Genomic DNA, 18,790 nt, shown 5'->3' with positions numbered 1-18,790 from the left:
GATGCGACCTTCCCTGCGCTGCGACATCGACTCGGCATCTCACTCGCTCCGGGCCTCCCTCACTGGCGCTCGCTCGTGTCCTCACTCGATCGGCGCCTTCGCAGGCTCACTCGCTGGCGCTCCCTACGATGCTCAGGAAGGACCGCCTCTCATGACCTCCACCCTGATCACCGGCATCGGTGAGCTCACCACCCACGACCCCGAGCTGGGCTCGCGCACCGACGCCGCGCTCGTGCTCGACGGGGAGCGGATCGCCTGGGTCGGCGCGGCGTGCGCGGCACCGGAGGCCGATGTGCGCGTGGACGTCGAGGGGCGGGCCGTACTGCCCGGCTGGGTGGACAGCCACTCGCACATGGTGTTCGCCGGGGACCGCACCGCGGAATTCGCCGCGCGCATGGCCGGGCAGTCCTACAGCGCGGGCGGGATCCTCACCACCGTCGCGGCCACCCGCGCGGCCGACGACGCCGAACTCACGGCGAACCTGCGCAGGCTGGTCACCGAAGCCGTCAGCCAGGGAACCACCTGCATCGAGACCAAGACCGGCTACGGTCTCACCACCGAGGAAGAGGAACGGGAAGCGCGGCTCGCCGCCGGGCTCGTCGACGAGCTCACCTACCTCGGCGCGCACCTCGTGCCCGCGGAAACCGAAGCCGAGTCCTATGTGGACACCGTGACCGGCCCGATGCTCGACGCGGTCGCCCCGTACGCGCGCTGGGCGGATGTGTTCTGCGAGCGCGGCGCGTTCGACGAGGACCAGTCCCGGCGGATTCTGCTTGCCGCACAACGAAAAGGGCTCGGCCTGCGGGTGCACGGAAACCAGCTCGGCGAGGGCCCCGGGGTGCGCCTCGCCGTGGAACTCGGCGCTGCGAGCGTCGACCACTGCACCTACCTCGCACAGTCCGATGTGGACGCTCTGGCCTCGAGCGACACCGTGGCCACCATCCTGCCCGCCTGCGACCTTTCCACTCGGCAGGCCAACGCACCGGCACGGGCCCTGCTCGACGCCGGAGCCACCGTCGCGCTCGCCGCCAACTGCAACCCCGGATCCAGCTACACCACATCCATGGCCTTCTGCGTCACCACCGCCGTGCTGCAGCTGCGGATGAGCGTCGCCGAGGCCGTGTGGTCCGCCACCGCGGGCGGGGCGCGAGCGCTACGGCGCACCGACGTCGGCGTGCTCCGCCCTGGCGCGCGGGCCGATGTGCACGTGCTCGACGCGCCCTCGATCACCCACCTCGCCTACCGCCCCGGAGTCCCGCTGACCTGGGCGGTGTGGCGCACCGGAACCCGCGAACGCTGAACATCACGCGCACTACCGGTTCGCGGGGTCCGCGGTGACCAGAACCGTGTGCCAGCCCGTCGCCCCATCCGGCACCGGATCGGCGCGCGCCTCGGTCTGGGTGTACCCGGACCTGTCGGTGGCCCGGCACTGGATGGTGTGTTCCCCGCGGCCGAGTTCGACCGGGATCCGCCACATCCGCCAGGTGTCCGCGCTGACCTCGGTGGAGAGCTGCGCGCACTGCCACGGTCCGCCGTCCACCCGCACCTCGACGGCCTCGATCCCGGTGTGCTGGGCCCAGGCGATCCCGGCCAGCATCGTCCGGCCTTCGGGTACCCGCTCCCCCGCACGCGGGCGGTCGATCCGCGATTCGGTCTTGATCGGCCCCCATTTTCCCCAGCCGCGCTGTTCCCAGTAGGCCTGTTTGGCGAACGTGGTGATCTCCAGATCCACGAGCCACTTGGTCGCCGAGACGTAGCCGTACAGGCCCGGAGTGACCATCCGGACCGGGAAACCGTGCTCGGCGGGCAGCGGTTCCCCGTTCATGCCGAGCGCGAGCAGCGCACCCCGCCGCGGATCGTGCAGCACATCCAAGGGGGTGCCCGCGGTGAATCCGTCCGCGCTGGTGCTGAACACCTGCTGGGCGCCGGGCCGGATCCCCGCTTCGGTGAGCACCTCGTGAATGGGTACCCCGACGAAGGTGGCGGTGGAGATGTATTCGCCGCCGACCTCGTTGGAAACACAGGTCATGGTGATCGTCTTCGCGACGAGCCCGCGCTCGCGCAGATCCTCGTAGCCGAGTTCGAGTTCACGCTCCACCATGCCGTGCACCCGCAGCCGGTAGTCCTCGGCACGCATGGCGGGCACGGAAAGCGCGGTGTCGATCCGGTAGAACTCCGGATTCGGCGTGATGAACCGCGGCGTTCCGGAACCGGCGAAGTCCGCGCCCGCGGGGATCGGTGGCGCGGGCGTGCGCGGCCGCAGCGAGCCGACCGCGAGCCGGGAACGCTGAGTGTCTCCTGCCCCGGCCAATGTGTCACCGACGAACCAGGCCACGGCGGCACCCGCGCCGACCCCGACCGAACCGAGCAGGAACCGCCTGCGCCCGATGCTGGGTTCCACCCGGTTCGACACCGCGGCGGCGCGCAGCAGGCCGAACACGGCGAGCCCGGCGATCACGGCGACCAGGGGCGCGATCGCTCCGCGCGCCCCGCGTTCGGCGATCCCCGCGGCGAGACCGGCCATCCCGAACAACCCGATGACCGCGAAACCGAATCCGGATCGGCGCCGCGAACCGAGACCGGCGAGCACCGCAGCGGCGGCGAGCACCACGGCCGCCCCGGCGAACAGGACCGTCTTGTCAGATTCCCCGAACGCGCGGATCGCCCATTCCTTGAGCGGTTGCGGGCTCAGGTCGACCGCTGCGTCACCGACCACGGTCAGCGGTCCGTACCCGGGCCCGAGAAAACCGGCGACCAACTGCCCGGCCCCGAGCGCGGCGGCCGCGGCGAGCAGGCCGATCAGGGCGAACCGTATGCGGCCGGTTGGAGAATCCACAGGGCAAGCGTAAGGCCGTTTCCCGACGACCAGGCGGGAAACGGCCTTACGAGTGCCTTACGAGAGGCGGCTATTCCTCGATGTCCTCGTCCTCGCGGGCGAGGAAGGTCGCGAGGCGTTCCACCGCGGTCTCGAACTCCGGGTTCGCATCGACGAAGGCGCGCAACCGCTCGGCCAGCCAGGCGAGGCTGACCTCCTCGGCACCACGCCTGGCTTCGAGCTCCTCGATTCCTCGATCGGTGAAGTACACGACCCGTCCCGGATCAGGAGAACGCCTGCTCGATGATCTTGGCCTGCTCCACCTCGTGCACCTTGACCGAGCCGGAGGCCGGGGCGGACATCGGCCGCCGCGACACCCGCTGAATCCCGCCGCACTGCTCGGGCAGCTTCTCGGGAAGGTGCAGCCCGAGGAACGGCCAGGCGCCCTGGTTGGCGGGCTCCTCCTGGGCCCACACCACCGACTGCCGGTTCGGGTAGCGGTCGATGGCCGCGGCGAGCTTGCGCTCGGGCAGCGGGTAGTACTGCTCGAGGCGCAGGATCGCCACATCGGTGCTGCCGCGCGAGGCGCGCTCCTTGGCCAGCTCGTAGTAGAGCTTGCCGGAGGTGAGCACCACCTTGCGCACCCCGGCCGGATCGGGCGCGGTCGGGTCGTCGAGCACCGAGTGGAACTTCGAGCCACCGGTGAAGTCGTCCACCGCGGACACACAGGCCTTGTTGCGCAGCAACTGCTTCGGGGTGAACACGATGAGCGGGCGGGAGACCCCGTCGAGCACGTGCCTGCGGAGCAGATGGAAGTAGTTCGCCGGGGTGGACGGCATGGAGACCGTCATCGAGCCCTCGGCGCACAGCTGAAGGTACCGCTCGATGCGTCCGGAGCTGTGGTCCGGCCCCTGCCCTTCGGCGCCGTGCGGGAGCAGCAGCACCACATCGGAGCGCTGGCCCCACTTGGCCTCGGAGGAGGAGATGAACTCGTCGATGACTGCCTGCGCGGTGTTGGCGAAGTCGCCGAACTGCGCTTCCCAGAGCACCATGGCCTCCGGGTTGGCCACCGAGTAGCCGTATTCGAAGCCCATCGCGGCGTACTCGGAAAGCGCCGAGTCGTAGGCGAGGAACTTGCCGCCGTTGTCCCCGTGCAGGGTGGCCAGCGGGTTGTACTCGGCACCGTTCTTGCGATCGATGGCGATGGCGTGCCGCTGGGTGAACGTGCCACGCCGGGAGTCCTGACCGGCCAGCCGCACGAACCGGCCCTCGGACACGATCGAGCCGAACGCGAGCAGCTCCGCGAAGGCCCAGTCGATGTCGCCCTCGCGGGCCATCTTCGCGCGTCGCTCCATCACCGGTTTCACCCTGCTGTGCAAGGCGAATCCCTCGGGCACGTTGATGAAGCTGTCCCCGATCGCGGTGAGCAGATCGCGGGAGACCGCGGTCGGCACCTTGCTCGGCATCGCCTGCTCGGACTCCACCGATGGCGAGACCTCGGCCGGATGTTTCTCCAGCTCGCGCACCTCGTTGAACACGTGCTCGAGCTGCGAGGAGAAGTCCTTGAGCGCGTTCTCCGCGTCCTGCACGGTGATGTCGCCGCGGCCGATCAGCGCCTCGGTGTAGGTCTTCCGAACGCTGCGCTTGGCGTCGATGATCTCGTACATCGCCGGCTGGGTCATCGAGGGATCGTCGCCCTCGTTGTGCCCGCGGCGGCGGTAGCACACCATGTCGATCACGACGTCCTTGTTGAACGCCTTGCGGTACTCCACGGCGAGCTTGGCGACCCAGTAGCAGGCCTCCGGGTCGTCCCCGTTGACGTGGAAGACCGGCGCGCCGATCATCTTCGCCACATCGGTGGAGTACTGCGAGGAACGGGCCGCCTCCGGCGCGGTGGTGAACCCGACCTGGTTGTTGATGATCACGTGCACGGTGCCGCCGGTACGGTAACCGCGCAGCAGCGCCAGGTTCAGCGTCTCGGCGACCACGCCCTGACCCGCGAACGCCGCGTCCCCGTGGATCGCGACCGGCATGACGGTGAACGCGCCCTGTCCCTTGTCCAGGTAGTCCTGCTTCGCGCGCACGATGCCCTCGAGCACCGGGTCCACGGTCTCCAGGTGCGAGGGATTCGAGGCGAGCGAGACGCGCACCTCTCCGTCACCGAACATCCGGAAGTACTTGCCCTCGGCGCCCAGGTGGTACTTCACGTCGCCGGAGCCGTGCGCCTGCCCGGGATCCAGGTTGCCCTCGAACTCCCGGAAGATCTGCGCGACCGGTTTGCCGACGATGTTCGCCAGCACGTTGAGCCGACCGCGGTGGGCCATGCCGATGACGACCTCGTCGTAGTCGTACTCGGCAGCCGAGTCGAGCACCGCGTCCAGCAGCGCGATCACGGTCTCGCCGCCTTCGAGGGAGAACCGCTTCTGCCCGACGTACTTCGTCTGCAGGAAGGTCTCGAACGCCTCGGCCGCGTTCAGCTTGGACAGGATGTACTTCTGGACCGCGGTTTCCGGCTTGTCGTGGGTGACCTCGACCCGTTCCTGCAGCCAGCGCCGCTCGTTCGGCGAGAGGATGTGCATGTACTCCACGCCGATGGTGCGGCAGTAGGAGTTGCGCAGTACTCCGAGAATGTCGCGCAGCGGCATGAACTCCTTGCCCGCGAACCCGCCGACCGGGAACTCCCGGTCCAGGTCCCACAGGGTCAGCCCGTGCTGGAGGATGTCCAGGTCCTCGTGGTGCCGCTGCCGGTAGTTGAGCGGGTCGATGTCGGCCATCAGGTGCCCGCGGGTCCGGTAGGCGTCGATCAGCTCGAGCACCCGCGCGGTCTTGTCCACCGCGCCTTCCGGGATGTCCTGCACCCAGCGCACCGGCTCGTAGGGCAGCCGCAGCGAGGTGAAGATGTCGTCGTAGAAGTTGTCCCCGCCGAGCAGCAGCTCGTGGATCAGCTTCAGGTACTCACCGGACTCGGCGCCCTGGATGATGCGGTGGTCGTAGGTCGAGGTGAGCGTGATGATCTTGGAGACGCCCATCTCGACGAGCGCCTTCTCGCTGGAGCCCTGGAAGTGCGCCGGGTACTCCATCGCGCCGACACCGATGATCGCGCCCTGGCCGACGGACAGCCGCGGCACCGAGTGGTTGGTGCCGATACCGCCCGGGTTGGTCAGCGAGATCGTGGTGCCCGCGAAGTCGTCGGCGCCGAGCTTGCCGTCCCGCGCCTTGCGCACGATCTCCTCGTAGGCCTGCCAGAACTGCACGAAGGTCTTGTTCTCGCAGTTCTTGATCGAGGCGACGACGAGGTTGCGGCCACCGTCCTTGGCCGGGAGGTCGATGGCGAGCCCGAGGTTGATGTTCTCGGGAGTGATCGCGACCGGCTTGCCCTTTTCGTCGGTGCCGTAGTGCCGGTTCATGTTCGGGTAGCTGGCCAGCGCACGGACCATCGCGTATCCGATGAGATGGGTGAACGAGACCTTGCCGCCGCGGGTGCGCTTGAGGTGGTTGTTGATCACGATGCGGTTGTCCGCGAGTAGTTTCGCGGGAACCGCGCGCACACTGGTCGCGGTCGGCAGCTCGAGCGAGGCCTCCATGTTCTTGGCGATCGCGGCGGCCGGGCCGCGCAGCGGCTTGCGCTCCTCGCCCTTGCTCTCCTTGACCGGAGCGGCCTTGGCGGCCTCGGCCGGAGCGGGCTTGGCCGGCTTGCTCGGCGCGGCCTGGCCGGAAGCGGCCTGGCTGGGTGCGGCCTGGCTCGGCGCCTTGTTCGGCTGCTGTACCTCCGGCTTGGGCGCGGCTGGAGCCTGCTGTTGCTTCGGTTGCGGCGGGGCTTCCTGCCCGTTCGCCGGAGCCTGCCGCGCAGCGCTCGCACCGTTCTGGTTTGGCTTGTAGTCCGCGAAGAATTCGTGCCAAGCGGGGTCTACCGACGCGGGGTCGGCAAGGAACCGGTCGTACATTTCCTCGACCAGCCACTCATTGGGGCCGAACTGGGACGCAGTACCGCTGGTGGTCACGGCTGACGCTCGCCTCGATCCATCTATTCGTACGTGATTGACACACCGTCTCCCAGGTTAGACGCTTCTGTCCGCGCTTTCATACCTGGTCGGATTACTCCGTAGCGTGATATCTCACAACCTTACCGCTACGGGAACTTCACTCTTTCCCTCCTACTGACCGGTACAGGGCGTCCAGGATGCGAACCGTCGCCGCCGTCTCGCCCAGTGGGACGAGCGCCTCGGGTTCCGCCGCCTTCGCCGCGCGCACGAAGGCGTCCAGCTGATAGCTGTAAGCGGTCCTGCGCGGGAAATGCCGCACCGTCCTGGTGTCCCCGAGCAGCACGGCGAGCTGGTGGCCGAGGTGCGGGGCGAACGGATTGATCAGCCGCAGCTCGCCTTCGGCCGCGTACACGTGGGTCACCGGCCGTGGCAGCGCGAGCCGCCAGTTCGCCGCGCGCAGCACGGCCCGCCCGCCACCGGCGAGCCGCAGCCGCGCGTGCATCGAGCGGTTCCCGCCGCGGGCCGAACGCGGTTCCGGTTCGCCCTCGGTCTCCGCGCGGGCGAGCACCCGCAACAGGTCCACCGCCTCGTAACCGAGGCCGTGCACCACCGGGCCGCGCCGTTTTCCCGGCATACCGGCCGAGAGCACGATCTTGCGCACCACACCGAGTTCACCGGAATCGAGCACCGTGCGCGCCGCGCGTACCAGCGGGTGGTACCGCTGCGGCAGGTTCTCGGTCAGCACGAGCCCGTTGTCAGCGGCGAGCTTCGCCAGCTCGCGCACAATGTCTTCCCCGGTAGCCAGCGGCCGCTCGCACAGTACGTGTTTGCCCGCTTCGAGCGCGGCCCGCACCCACTCCGCATGCCGGTCGTTCGGCAGCGGCAGGTACACAGCGTCGATCCCGTCATCGGCGAGCAACGCCCGGTAATCCCCGGCCACGTGCGGTATTCCGTGTTTCGCCGCGAAGTCCCCGGCCCGCGCGCGATCCCGGGCGGCGACCGCGTGCACCTCCACATCCGGGCAGGCCTTGGCCGGTTCGATCAGGGTGCGCCGCGCGAACGGGGCGGCGCCGAGTATTCCGAACCTCACCGTGGTCTGCTCGCCGTCACCAGTTGACTCACCATGTGCGAACTCCCCCGTACCTCGCTCAGTCCGGCCTCCCGAGCCAGTTCGGCGAGTTCCGCCGCCGGCCGCAGCCACAGTTTCCCACTCCGTTCGAGACCACCGCGCACCCGTTCGTTCGGCCGCGCGACACCGGGCGCGAGCACGCAGAGCCGTCCGCCGGGACGCAGCACCCGCGCCATTTCCGCGAGCATCGCGGCGCCCTCGCGCACCAACTGGATCGTGTAAGCCGAGTGCACCGCGTCGAACACCGCGTCCCGGAACGGCAACCCGGTCGCGTCCGCGCGCACGAAGGCGGTGTTGGGCGCGGCGGTTCCGGCCGCGCGGCGCAGCATCGGAACCGAGAGGTCCAGCCCGACAACGAGTCCCCGGGGACCGACCAGTCGCGCCAGTTCCCCGGTCACCTGCCCGGGACCGGTGCCGATGTCGAGCACCCGCTGCCCTCCGGTGAGCCGCAATTCCCCGACGCGCGGCCGTACCGCGGGGAACACCGTGCGCACCAATGCGGCCAGCCGCTCGTATCCCGAGGCGCCCGGTCCCGATTCCCACAACCGCTGTACCGGTCCAGCCGCCGATTCGGTGCTGCCGAGCAGATCGAGATATCCGGAACCGGTGTCCGGTTCCGCGGGCGGCTCACGCAGCAGTTCGAGCACGGTCGCCATCGCGTCATCGGCCCTGGCTGTCATGTGCCAAGGCTACGGCTGCATTACGGTGTCCGCTATGCACGTCTCCGTCGTCGACCATCCGCTCGCCAAGGCCCGGCTGACCACCATGCGCGATGCGCGCACCGGCAGCTCCGCCTTCCGGCACGCGCTGCACGAGCTGACCATGATGCTGATCTACGAAGCGATGCGGGAAGCTCCGGTCACCGCGGAGCGCATTCACACCCCCGTCGCGCGCACCGAGGGACACCGGCTGAGCACCCCGCCGTTGCTGGTGCCCATCCTGCGCGCCGGGCTCGGCATGGCCGACGAGGCACACAAACTCATTCCCGGCGCCCAGATGGGATTCGTCGGGCTCGCCCGCGACGAGACCACCCTGAATCCGGTGCCCTACCTGGAATCCCTGCCCCAGGACCTCGCCGCAACCCCGGTGCTCGTGCTCGATCCGATGCTGGCCACCGGCGGATCCATGCGGCACACCCTCGAGCTGCTCGCCAAGCGCGGGGCCACCGACATCACCGCCGTGTGCGCCGTCGCCGCCCCCGAGGGCATCGCGGTGCTCGAGGAGACCGGGCTTCCGGTTCGCCTGGTCACAGCGAGCGTGGACGAACGGCTCAACGAGTCCGGATTCATCGTTCCCGGGCTCGGGGATGCCGGGGACCGCCAGTACGGCGAGCGGTAGACCGACCGCGAGCGTCAGACCAGCGGCAGGCGCAGGGCCCCGGGAGCGGCTTCGGGAACGGCCGGGTGGTTCGGCGCAACCGGGGCGATGCGCAGGTATCCGCTCGCCTGCTCCGGCCGGGGATCCACCTCGCCCTTGTTGGGCCAGTACGCGAAGGCGCGCTCGGCCTGCGCGGTGATCGTCAGCGAGGGGTTCACGCCGAGGTTGGCGGAGATCGTCGAACCGTCCACAATGGACATATCGGGGTAGCCGTAGGCGCGGTGGTAGGCGTCGATCACCCCGTGCTCGGCATCGGCTCCGATCGGGCAGCCGCCGATGAAATGCGCGGTGAGCGGAATGTCGAACAATTCTCCCCAGGTACCGCCCGCGAATCCGCCGATGTGTTCGGCGGTGCGCAGATTCGCCTGGTGCCCCGCCGGAATGAAACTCGGATTGGGTTCGCCGTGTCCCTGTTTCGAGGTGTACACCTTTTTGCCGAACCAGCCGCGTTTCAGGTACGTGGTGATGGAATTGTCCAGGCTCTGCATGACGAGCAGGATGATGGTGCGCTCGCTCCAGTGCCGTGGCTGCAGCAACCGCAGTACCTTCGCGGGTTCGGCGATCGCCGTGCGCAGGGCCTGGCGCCAGCGCGGTTCGTCCAGATCCCCGTCGGTGGCCAGGGTCTGCAACAGCGCCATCGCGTTGCTTCCCTTGCCGTAGCGGACCGGCTCGATGTGCGTGCGATCGTCGGGGTGGATCGAGGAGGTGATCGCCACCCCTTGGCTGTAGTCGTGTTCCGGGTCCACGTTCATGCGCCCGGCCCCGATGATCGCCTCGGAATTCGTCCTGGTCAGTTCGCCGAGTTTGCGGGAGAGCCGGGGAAGCCTGCCCTGGTCGGCCATGCTGTGCAGTAGCCGCTGGGTTCCCCAGGTCCCCGCGGCGAGCACGACCTGGCCCGCGCTGATCGTGGTGCGGAATCGTTTCGTATGGGTCCCGGTCTTGCGCACGTCGATGTCCCAGCCGCCGCCCTCGCGATGGTTCAGTCCGGTGACCGTGGTCATCGGGATGATCTTCGCGCCACGCTGCTCGGCGAGATGCAGGTAGTTCTTCATCAGGGTGTTCTTCGCCCCGACCCGGCAGCCGGTCATGCACGAGCCGCATTCGGTGCAGCCGGTGCGTTCCGGGCCCTCGCCGCCGAAATACGGGTCACTCGCGGGCTTGCCCGGTTCCCCGAAGAACACCCCGACCGGGGTGGCGTGGAAGGTGTCCGAGATCCCCATGTCCGCGGCGACCTTGCGCATGACCTCGTCGGAGGGGGTGATGGTCGGGTTCGTGACCACCCCGAGCATGCGCGAGGCCTGGTCGTAGTACGGCTCGAGTTCCGCGCGCCAGTCGGTGATGTGCGCCCACTGCCGGTCGGCGTAGAACTGCTCGAGCGGCCGGTAGAGGGTGTTTGCGTAGACCAGCGAGCCACCGCCGACCCCGGCCCCCGCGAGCACCATCACGTCCTTGAGCAGGTGGATGCGCTGGATGCCATAGCACCCGAGCTGTGGGGCGTACAGGTAGTCGCGCAGCTGCCAGGAGGTCTTGGCGAAGTCGGCATCGGAGAATCGCCTGCCCGCCTCGAGCACGGCGACCCGGTACCCCTTCTCGGTCAGCCGCAGCGCGGCGACGCTCCCGCCGAACCCGGAACCCACGACGACCACGTCGTAGTCGTGCCCAGCAGCTGTGGTGGTGCGCGCAGTCATGCGCCGATACTAAACCATGTTTCTGACTAGTAGTAAGTTCTTGTCCGCCGCTACTCCCCCGTGATGGCGGGGTCCTCGCGCAGCACGGCGTAAAGCACCACGTCACGACGTATTCCGGCGCGCAGCTGGGCACCGCGCAGCACACCCTCGCGGCACATCCCGATCCGCTCCAGGCAGCGCTGTTCGGCGAGGTTGTCCACATCGGTGCTGGCTTCGATCCGGTACACATCGGTATAGGCGAACAGGTACTCCAGGAGCAGCCGTTGCGCGGCGGTACCGATCCCGCGGCCACGCGCGGCTGGGGCGAGCACGATTCCGATGTTGTAGGCGAGGCACGGGTAGCTGGGCCCGTGCAGCATCGCCACCCAGCTGACCGCACCGAGCGGTTCCGGCACGTCGTCACGCCGGATGGTGAACGCCCCGCCCTCCGCACCGACCGGAAGCGGGCGCGGATCGTTGTCCACGTCGAACAGGCCGTCACCGACCGCCTGCAGATAGCCGCGATCCTCGTCGGTGTACTCGGTGAACCGCAGCCCGTACCCCTCGATGGCGGCGGTGGTCAACCACGGACCGCCAGACCGACCTTCTGGAACTCCTTGAGGTCGGAGTACCCGGTCTTGGCCATGGCCCTGCGCAGCGCGCCGAACAGGTTGGAGTCCCCGCTCGGATCCGTGGTCGGCCCGTAGAGCAGCTGCTCGAGCGGGGCGAGCCGGTCCGTCCGGCAGACCCCGCTGCGCGGCATGGACGGGTGCGCGGCGGACGGGGTCCAGTACCACCCGCTCGCGGGTGACTCATCGGCCGCGGCGAGCTGCGCGCCGAGCATGACCGCGTCGGCGCCGCAGGCGATGGCCTTGGCGATATCCCCGCTGCTGTCCATCGAACCGTCCGCGAGCACGTGCACGTAGCGCCCGCCGGTCTCGTCGAGGTAGTCCCGGCGCGCCGCGGCGGCCTCGGCGACGGCGGTGGCCATCGGGATGCCGATACCGAGCACGTCTCCGGTGGTGGTGACCCCGGTGAGCTCGCCGTAGCCGACGATCACCCCGGCGGCCCCGGTCCGCATCAGGTGCATGGCGGTGCGGTAGTCGCTGACCCCGCCCGCGATCACCGGGACATCGAGCTCACCGATGAAGTCCTTGAGGTTGAGCGGCTGGCGCCCGGCGGAGACGTGCTCCGCGGACACGATGGTGCCCTGCACGACGAGCAGTTCGACCCCCGCGGCGAGCAGTACCGGGGTGACCTCGGCCGCGTGCTGCGGGGAGACCCGGGCGGCCACGGTGACCCCTGCCTCGCGCACCGTGCGCACGGCCTCGGTCAGCAGGTTCTCCTGGATCGGGGCGGCGTGCAGCTCCTGGAGCAGCCCGACGGCCTTGGCCGGATCCTCGGTCGCGGCCTCCACCAGCCGCGCGATGGCCTTCTCCGGCTCCGCGTGCCGCGCCCAGATGCCCTCGGCGTTGAGCACGCCGAGCCCGCCGAGCCGGCCGATGCGGATGGCCGTCTCCGGGGACACCGTGGCATCGGTGGGGTGCGTGACCAGCGGGATGTCGAAACGGTAGGCGTCGATCTGCCAGGCCGTCGACACATCCCGGGAGGAGCGGGTGCGCCGCGAGGGCACGATGTCGAGGTCGTAGAACTCGTACGCCCGGGTCGCGGTGCGGCCCGCGCCGATTTCCACTTGATCCCGCATGCGGGCTGTCCTTTCGTCATTGGCCGGCCCGGATCTTGCCCTCCGGCGGCCCCGCGGCAGTGTACGCGCCCAGCCGGGGTCAGCCGCGCGAGTAGTTGGGCGCTTCCACCGTCATGGACACATCGTGCGGGTGCGACTCCTTCAGCCCCGCCGCGGTGATCCGCACCAGCTTCGCCTGCTGCAGCGCGGCGATGGTCTCCGAACCGGTGTAGCCCATACCCGAGCGCAGCCCGCCGACGAGCTGGTGCACCACCTGGGCGAGCGGCCCGCGGAACGGGGTGCGGCCCTCGATGCCCTCGGGGACCAGCTTGTCCTCGGAGAGCACGTCGTCCTGGAAGTAACGGTCCTTGGAGTAGGACTTGCCCTGTCCCCTGCCCTGCATCGCGCCGAGCGAGCCCATCCCCCGGTAGGTCTTGTACTGCTTGCCGTTGTGCAGGATCAGCTCACCAGGGGATTCCTCGGTGCCCGCGAGCAGGCTGCCGAGCATCACCGAAGAGGCCCCGGCCACGATGGCCTTGGCGATGTCCCCGGAGAACTGGATGCCACCGTCGGCGATCACCGGGACATCCGCGGCCGCGCACACCTGGTTCGCCTCGTAGATGGCGCTGATCTGCGGCACCCCGACTCCGGAGACGACCCGGGTGGTGCAGATGGAGCCCGGCCCGACACCGACCTTCACCCCGTCCGCGCCCGCGGCGACCAGTGCCGCGGCCCCGGACCGGGTGCCGACGTTGCCGCCGACGATGTCCACGCTGTCCCCGAACTCGTGCTTGAGCTTGGCCACCATGTCGCACACCGCCCGCGAGTGCCCGTGCGCGGTGTCCACGACCAGCACATCCGCCCCGGCGTCCACCAGCGCCATCGCCCGCGAATGGGCGTCCGCGCCCACCCCGACCGCGGCGCCGCAGAGCAGCCTGCCGTCCGGGTCCTTGGTCGCGTTCGGGTACTGCTCGGTCTTGACGAAGTCCTTGACGGTGATCAGCCCGCGGATCTTGTTGTCCCCGTCGACGATCGGCAGCTTCTCCACCTTGTGCCTGCGCAGCAGCCCGAGCGCCACATCGGCGGTCACCCCGACCTGCGCGGTGACCAGCGGTGCCCTGGTCATCACCTCGGCGACCGGGCGGGTGTAGTCCACCTCGAAGCGCATGTCCCGGTTGGTGACGATGCCGACCAGGGTGCCGTCCGGATCGGTGACCGGAAGCCCGGAGATGCGGTACTGGGCGCAGAGCGCGTCGACCTCGGCCAGGGTCTGGGTCGGCGAGCAGGTGACCGGATCGGTGACCATGCCCGCCTCGGAGCGCTTCACCGTCTCGACCTGGCGGGCCTGTTCCTCGGCGGCCAGGTTGCGCTGCAGGATGCCGATCCCGCCGAGCCGCGCCATCGCGATGGCCATCCGCCCCTCGGTCACGGTGTCCATCGCCGCGGAGGCGATCGGCACACCGAGCCGGACGTTGCGGGAGAACCGGGTCGAGGTGTCGGCTTGGCTCGGAATGAGGTCCGATTCGTCCGGGAGCAGCAGCACGTCGTCGAAAGTGAGCCCGAGCATGGCGAACTTCGCGCTCGGATCGTTCGCGACGAGGGCCGATCCCGGCTCCTCGACACCCGTCGGTGCGGTGTTGACGTTCGACGCCACGTGGGTCATGACCGGTGTGCCCGCCTTCGGAGTAGTCACGGTGTCTGCGGTGGTTCCCATCGTATTCGACCCGGCTCACCGAAAACCGGACGGCGTGTCATTGGCAACTCGGTGCGGGCGCTCCTCGGCTTAACGAGTACCGTGAACCTCGTGCCGTATGATGCGATGCCCCCTGACCCGTTCGCCGACGATCCCGAGGATCCGGCGAACGAACTCGGTGCCGTGGACCACGGTGAGGAGCGGACCGAGCCGCTTTCCGAGACCGAGCGGGCCGAACTGCTCGAGGATCTCGCCGATCTGACCGTGTACCAGGCGCTGCTCGAACCACGCGGAGTGCGGGGCATCGTCGTCGACTGCGGTGACTGTGCCGAACCGCACTACCACGACTGGGAGCTGCTGCGAGCCAGCCTGGAGCAGTTCCTCGAGGCCGGGCAGATGCGCCCGCACGAGCCGGCCTTCGATCCGGACCCCGTGCACTACGTGACCTGGGACTACTGTCGCGGATTCGCGGACGCGGTGCGCACCGTCCCGGAGAACTCGGACGCGCACTGAGCCGCGTCGCCCCTGACGAACGAAGAGGGCCCGGACCAGCCGTGGTGTGGCTGTGTCCGGGCCCTCTTCACGTACTAGCTCAGGTGGCCGGGGCGGCGGGTTCCTGAGCGGTCCGCCCGCCCTCGGTCGCCCCGCTCGGCGAGTGGTCGTCCGGGCTGCTCGGATTGTGCCCGCCGCCACTCGGGTTCGGCGTGGTCGTCGGCGGCGGAGTGGTGGTGTCCGGCGGCTTGTTGCCCGAAGAAGTACCCGGTGACGTGCTCGGATCCGGCTTGCTCGTCTCCTGCGGCGGATTCGGGCTCGACACCATGGTCGGCTTTCCGGTCTGTCCGTTGCTCGGTGGCCCCTGCGGCGGGCGTGCCGGGGAACCGTTTCCGTTCGGCTTGTTCGCCTGCGCGCCGAGCTGATCGGAGAGCTGTTCACGACTGTCCGAGAGCTGCTTGCGCCCGTCCTCGTCGCGCACGTCCCGCAGCGAGTCACCGACCTGGTTGAGCATCACGCGGCACCGGTCCGAGTTGCCGCTGTGCAGCGCCACCTTCGCCTGGGCGAGGTCCTTGCGCACGTTCGCGGCCGCTTCGACCGAGGTCGCGTGGTCGGAGTAGAGCACCTGGGTGACGCCCCACAGCGTGTCCCCAGGTACCGCGGAGCGGGCGGCGATCCCGACCACGGTGAACCCGATGAGCAGCACCGCGGCCGCACTGGTGAGCGGGACCAGGAAGCGGCGCTTGCGCCGATCCCTTCCGGTGAGCTCCTCGTTCGCCTCGGTGACCACCCGGGCGGCGGTCTCGGTGTCGACGAGTTCACCGATCGGTTCCGCGTCCACCTCCCGACGCCAGGCGAGCAACAGCGCGTCCACCCGGTGCCGGGACATCGGCCCGGACAGTTCCGAGTCGCCGCTGCCGAGCGCGTCCAGCAGCGCGTCGTCGGCCTGCAGCGCGGAGAGGTCGACCGTCGAGCCGGCCTCGTCCGCGCCCGTCATACCGGTCCTGTCGGTGGCTCTCGGGTCCGGTTCGGGGTCTCTTCGCCCGCTGTTGTCCCTGCGTTTCACCATCAGGCGACCTCCTCCGCAGCGACGAGCTTGCGTAACCGCGCAAGCGCCCTGTGTTGTGCCACGCGCACCGCACCGGGCGTCGACCCGACCGCCTCCGCGGTCTCCTCGGCGGAAAGCCCAACCACCACGCGCAACACGACGATCTCCCGTTGCTTGTCCGGAAGGGCGGCCAGGAGCTCACCCATCCTCGCGGACAGCTCTTCGGCGAGTACCGCCGCCTCCGGCTGCCCGATGTCCGTTTCCTGTTCGTCCGGTACGTCTTCTACCGGATCGGCGCGGTTGCGCGCTACGGATCGATGGGCATCGGCCACCTTGTGAGCGGCGATGCCGTAGACGAAGGCAAGAAAAGGCCGCCCCTGGTCCTGATAGCTCGGCAAGGCCTTCAGCACCGCGAGGCACACCTCCTGTGCCACGTCGTCCGCGGACACGAACGACCGTTCGGAACGGCCGACCCGCGCCCGGCAATAGCGCACGACCAGGGGACGAATCGTCGCCAACAGACGCTCGAGCGCCGCCTTGTCGCCGCCGATGGCGGCGCCGACGACCGAGTCGAGTTCGTCCCCCGCGGTGGTCATCGCTGATTACTGTCCCGGTGTTACCGAATGAGCCCTGACATGTGCCGGTGCGAACGTTCGACAACTTGCACCGGCCTCACGCCACCGTACCCGCTCACGCTGGGTACACAGCGCCTCAACGCCGATTTTGTGGCGTTGTCGGCGCTGGCGCAACCAGGGAGCGGGTACGGGCGTCTGTCGAGTCAGGCCACCAGACCGCGCCGGAATCCGTGCGCGACGGCCTGTGCACGGTCTTTGACGCCGAGCTTGCGGAACAGCCTGCGGGCGTGGGTCTTGACGGTGTCCTCGGAAAGGAACAGTTCCCTGCCGATCTGACCGTTACTCTTGCCCTGGCTCATCCCGCGCAGCACCTGGAGTTCACGGTCGGTGAGCGCGACCCCCGGATCGGACTGCTGGCGCTGCGTCGGCACCGGCGCCGAGGACAGGGTGTGCGCGAGCGCGGCGACCAGTTCCGGGCGCGAGGCGTCCCAGCGCAGGTAGCCACGGGCGCCACCGGCGATCGCGGCCGCGATACTGCTCGCATCGTCCGGTGCGCCGAACACGATCACGTTCGCCTGCGGGCTCGCGGACACGAGCCGGCGAGTGGCCTCGACCCCGGTCGGCACCGCCCGCTGCGTGCCGACGAGCACGACGTCCACGGGCTGCCGTGAGAACCGGGTCAACAGTTCATCACCGTGCGCGACGCAATCGATACGACTCACCCCGGGTACCGCGGACATGACTCGCGTGAGTCCCTCGCGCACGCTACGTCGATCGTCGCAGATGAGGACCGTTGTCACGGGTGCTCCTTCCAACTGGCTTACCCGAACCCGCTCGCGAGGCCTACCGACCGGTACGCCGGATCGCTTGCTAGTTCAAGCATCAAGTGAGTGACCTTCCTACTCCCCCTATCGGCCATCCGAGTCCGCACCTTGACACGATCTGGTTCTTTATCCTTCAAGTAACCGAACTAGGCTCCTGAGCTGTGGAAGTCACCTGCTTGGAGCAGCGCGTTCGGCATCCAGGGGGATCGCCTGACCATACGCCTTCCCGCCGCATCGGTTGCGGAGACAACGCTGGTCAGTGCCTCCCGCGCGAGTTCGATCGCGCGATCGGCGAGCGGTGAGGGGACCGATTCGGCCGTACCGCTGAGTAGCAAGGCAATAGGCCAAACAAGGGACACGATGCCCCGATCAAGCGATGCGCGGAGTGCCTCCTCCGCCAGCCGGGCTCCGCGAAGCAGACCACCCTCGGTTTTTTGCATCGACGAACATACGGCCAATTGCATGGCGGATTTGATGGCATGTCGCCCGGATGGCGCCGAGCAGGCATACTCATGCGTTTCCTCCGCCACGACGAGGGCATCCCCCGCGCGATCACAGGCGAGCAGCCATTCGGTCCGCACCCATCCGTACCGGATACGTGACCGCCAAGCGCTCAGTGGCACGTTGTCGTGCACATACCGTAGCAGTTCATCGCATCGCCCCAAACGACCACTACCGATCGCATCAGCGGCCAACCCGACCAGCGCATCCGCTCGCGCACCGTCGGTGTCCGGCTCCGCTGCTGGCGCCAGCAAGCGCAACGCCGAGGCGTCCGCGTGGTATCCGTCCGCGTGACCGCCGATCTGGCGCCGGTGCGAGGCGAGCGTACTCGCGGCGAGCGAGGCGGAGACCGGGTTGGCGTGCGCCGCCTCGCCCCGGGTCAGTGGTTCGAGCACACATCGCGCCGCCGCGTACCGCCCCGCGGCCCCGAGCGCGACCCCTTGGCACCACGCCTCGCGCGGCCCGTCCGGGACCCCGTTCGCGAGCGAGCACACTCCGAGTGTGCGTGGGGTACCGAAGGCGAGCTCGCGATAGCGGCCAAACGGGTCGTCGCACACTGTGTCGGTATGCATCGTGCTTGTCATAATTGCTGGCCCACCCGCTGGAGTGACGGCTCTTGCCCCTCGAGGTCATACGCCATACGGTGATCAACATTACGCCAAATGGAGTCAAACTCGCCGTTTCAGGAGGCGGTGGAGATGTCCGATACGCGTAGGCTCCCAGGGCCGAACGCCGAAGTATGGGAATGGCAAATGTACGGCGCGTGCCGGGGGATGGAGAGTGCGACCTTCTTCCACCCCGACGGTGAACGTGGTCCGGCCCGAGCCCGAAGGGAGCAACTGGCCAAGCAGGTGTGCGCACACTGCCCCGTGCTCGAACTGTGCAGAACACACGCACTGCGCTCACGCGAGCCGTACGGCGTGTGGGGCGGAATGTCGGAATCCGAACGGGAGAGCGTACTGCGCACCAAGGGCAAACGACTGGCCGCGGTTTAGCGGGAAC

17 protein-coding genes are annotated in these 18,790 nt (G+C 68.9%); 4 read left to right on the top strand and 13 right to left on the bottom strand.

Annotated elements, in window-relative coordinates:
- The first annotated feature begins 151 nt into the window (after positions 1–151).
- The gene (gene hutI, locus AD72_RS06510) at positions 152–1,300 is read left to right on the top strand and encodes an imidazolonepropionase (protein WP_031465490.1); all 1,149 of its coding nucleotides are present in this window, start codon (positions 152–154) and stop codon (positions 1,298–1,300) included.
- A 12-nt stretch (positions 1,301–1,312) separates the two neighbouring features.
- Here hutI and AD72_RS06505 read toward each other — a convergent pair whose 3' ends face one another.
- From AD72_RS06505 to AD72_RS06485, 5 genes are all read right to left on the bottom strand, one after another.
- Positions 1,313–2,836 (bottom strand): molybdopterin-dependent oxidoreductase, encoded by a 1,524-nt coding sequence (locus tag AD72_RS06505; protein ID WP_031465489.1) that lies wholly within the window; start codon positions 2,834–2,836, stop codon positions 1,313–1,315.
- 70 nt (positions 2,837–2,906) lie between these two features.
- Positions 2,907–3,086 carry a DUF6104 family protein gene (locus AD72_RS06500; RefSeq protein WP_020496327.1) on the bottom strand — a complete coding sequence of 60 codons (180 nt, stop codon included), beginning with the start codon at positions 3,084–3,086 and terminating at the stop codon, positions 2,907–2,909.
- Positions 3,087–3,099: 13 nt separating this feature from the next.
- A complete protein-coding gene (locus AD72_RS06495) occupies positions 3,100–6,759 on the bottom strand; it encodes a multifunctional oxoglutarate decarboxylase/oxoglutarate dehydrogenase thiamine pyrophosphate-binding subunit/dihydrolipoyllysine-residue succinyltransferase subunit (protein ID WP_425480756.1) in 3,660 nt (1,219 codons plus the stop codon).
- A 196-nt stretch (positions 6,760–6,955) separates the two neighbouring features.
- Positions 6,956–7,888 (bottom strand): Gfo/Idh/MocA family protein, encoded by a 933-nt coding sequence (locus AD72_RS06490; RefSeq protein ID WP_037344993.1) that lies wholly within the window; start codon positions 7,886–7,888, stop codon positions 6,956–6,958.
- Positions 7,885–8,607 carry a class I SAM-dependent methyltransferase gene (locus AD72_RS06485; RefSeq protein WP_063890713.1) on the bottom strand — a complete coding sequence of 241 codons (723 nt, stop codon included), beginning with the start codon at positions 8,605–8,607 and terminating at the stop codon, positions 7,885–7,887. The genes AD72_RS06490 and AD72_RS06485 overlap by 4 nt, the downstream gene beginning before the upstream one ends.
- A 34-nt stretch (positions 8,608–8,641) precedes the next feature.
- On the opposite strand from AD72_RS06485, the gene upp reads away from it, so the two are divergent.
- The gene (gene upp / locus AD72_RS06480) at positions 8,642–9,265 is read left to right on the top strand and encodes a uracil phosphoribosyltransferase (RefSeq protein ID WP_031465485.1); all 624 of its coding nucleotides are present in this window, start codon (positions 8,642–8,644) and stop codon (positions 9,263–9,265) included.
- A 14-nt stretch (positions 9,266–9,279) separates the two neighbouring features.
- On the opposite strand, the gene AD72_RS06475 is transcribed toward upp, so the two are convergent.
- The 4 genes from AD72_RS06475 to guaB all read right to left on the bottom strand — a co-directional run bounded on the left by AD72_RS06475 (position 9,280) and on the right by guaB (position 14,222).
- Positions 9,280–10,992: a GMC family oxidoreductase gene (locus AD72_RS06475; protein ID WP_031465484.1), complete on the bottom strand. Its 1,713-nt coding sequence runs from the start codon at positions 10,990–10,992 to the stop codon at positions 9,280–9,282.
- Positions 10,993–11,042: 50 nt separating this feature from the next.
- Entirely contained in the window at positions 11,043–11,555 is a 513-nt protein-coding gene (locus AD72_RS06470; protein ID WP_051898082.1) for a GNAT family N-acetyltransferase, read from the bottom strand.
- A complete protein-coding gene (locus AD72_RS06465) occupies positions 11,552–12,676 on the bottom strand; it encodes a GuaB3 family IMP dehydrogenase-related protein (protein WP_031465482.1) in 1,125 nt (374 codons plus the stop codon). Before AD72_RS06465 ends, AD72_RS06470 begins: the two co-directional genes overlap by 4 nt.
- Before the next feature lie 79 nt (positions 12,677–12,755).
- Positions 12,756–14,222: an IMP dehydrogenase gene (gene guaB / locus AD72_RS06460; protein WP_156365070.1), complete on the bottom strand. Its 1,467-nt coding sequence runs from the start codon at positions 14,220–14,222 to the stop codon at positions 12,756–12,758.
- 228 nt (positions 14,223–14,450) lie between these two features.
- On the opposite strand from guaB, the gene AD72_RS06455 reads away from it, so the two are divergent.
- Positions 14,451–14,861 carry a DUF5319 domain-containing protein gene (locus AD72_RS06455; protein ID WP_425480754.1) on the top strand — a complete coding sequence of 137 codons (411 nt, stop codon included), beginning with the start codon at positions 14,451–14,453 and terminating at the stop codon, positions 14,859–14,861.
- A 79-nt stretch (positions 14,862–14,940) separates the two neighbouring features.
- On the opposite strand, the gene AD72_RS06450 is transcribed toward AD72_RS06455, so the two are convergent.
- From AD72_RS06450 to AD72_RS06435, 4 genes are all read right to left on the bottom strand, one after another.
- On the bottom strand, positions 14,941–15,909 hold the full coding sequence (locus AD72_RS06450) for an anti-sigma-D factor RsdA (protein ID WP_082468787.1): 969 nt from the start codon (positions 15,907–15,909) through the stop codon (positions 14,941–14,943).
- On the bottom strand, positions 15,909–16,484 hold the full coding sequence (locus AD72_RS06445; RefSeq protein WP_031465478.1) for a sigma-70 family RNA polymerase sigma factor: 576 nt from the start codon (positions 16,482–16,484) through the stop codon (positions 15,909–15,911). Before AD72_RS06445 ends, AD72_RS06450 begins: the two co-directional genes overlap by 1 nt.
- A 182-nt stretch (positions 16,485–16,666) precedes the next feature.
- Positions 16,667–17,263 carry a response regulator transcription factor gene (locus tag AD72_RS06440; protein ID WP_026197018.1) on the bottom strand — a complete coding sequence of 199 codons (597 nt, stop codon included), beginning with the start codon at positions 17,261–17,263 and terminating at the stop codon, positions 16,667–16,669.
- A 170-nt stretch (positions 17,264–17,433) separates the two neighbouring features.
- Complete coding sequence (locus AD72_RS06435; protein ID WP_156365064.1) at positions 17,434–18,183, bottom strand: hypothetical protein; 750 nt, start codon at positions 18,181–18,183, stop codon at positions 17,434–17,436.
- A gap of 303 nt (positions 18,184–18,486) precedes the next feature.
- On the opposite strand from AD72_RS06435, the gene AD72_RS06430 reads away from it, so the two are divergent.
- A complete protein-coding gene (locus AD72_RS06430) occupies positions 18,487–18,783 on the top strand; it encodes a WhiB family transcriptional regulator (protein WP_026197017.1) in 297 nt (98 codons plus the stop codon).
- Positions 18,784–18,790 lie beyond the last annotated feature (7 nt).

This window comes from Sciscionella sediminilitoris, assembly GCF_000737195.2.
Classification (GTDB): domain Bacteria; phylum Actinomycetota; class Actinomycetes; order Mycobacteriales; family Pseudonocardiaceae; genus Sciscionella; species Sciscionella sediminilitoris.
This window is presented reverse-complemented; position numbering and strand designations above follow the sequence as displayed.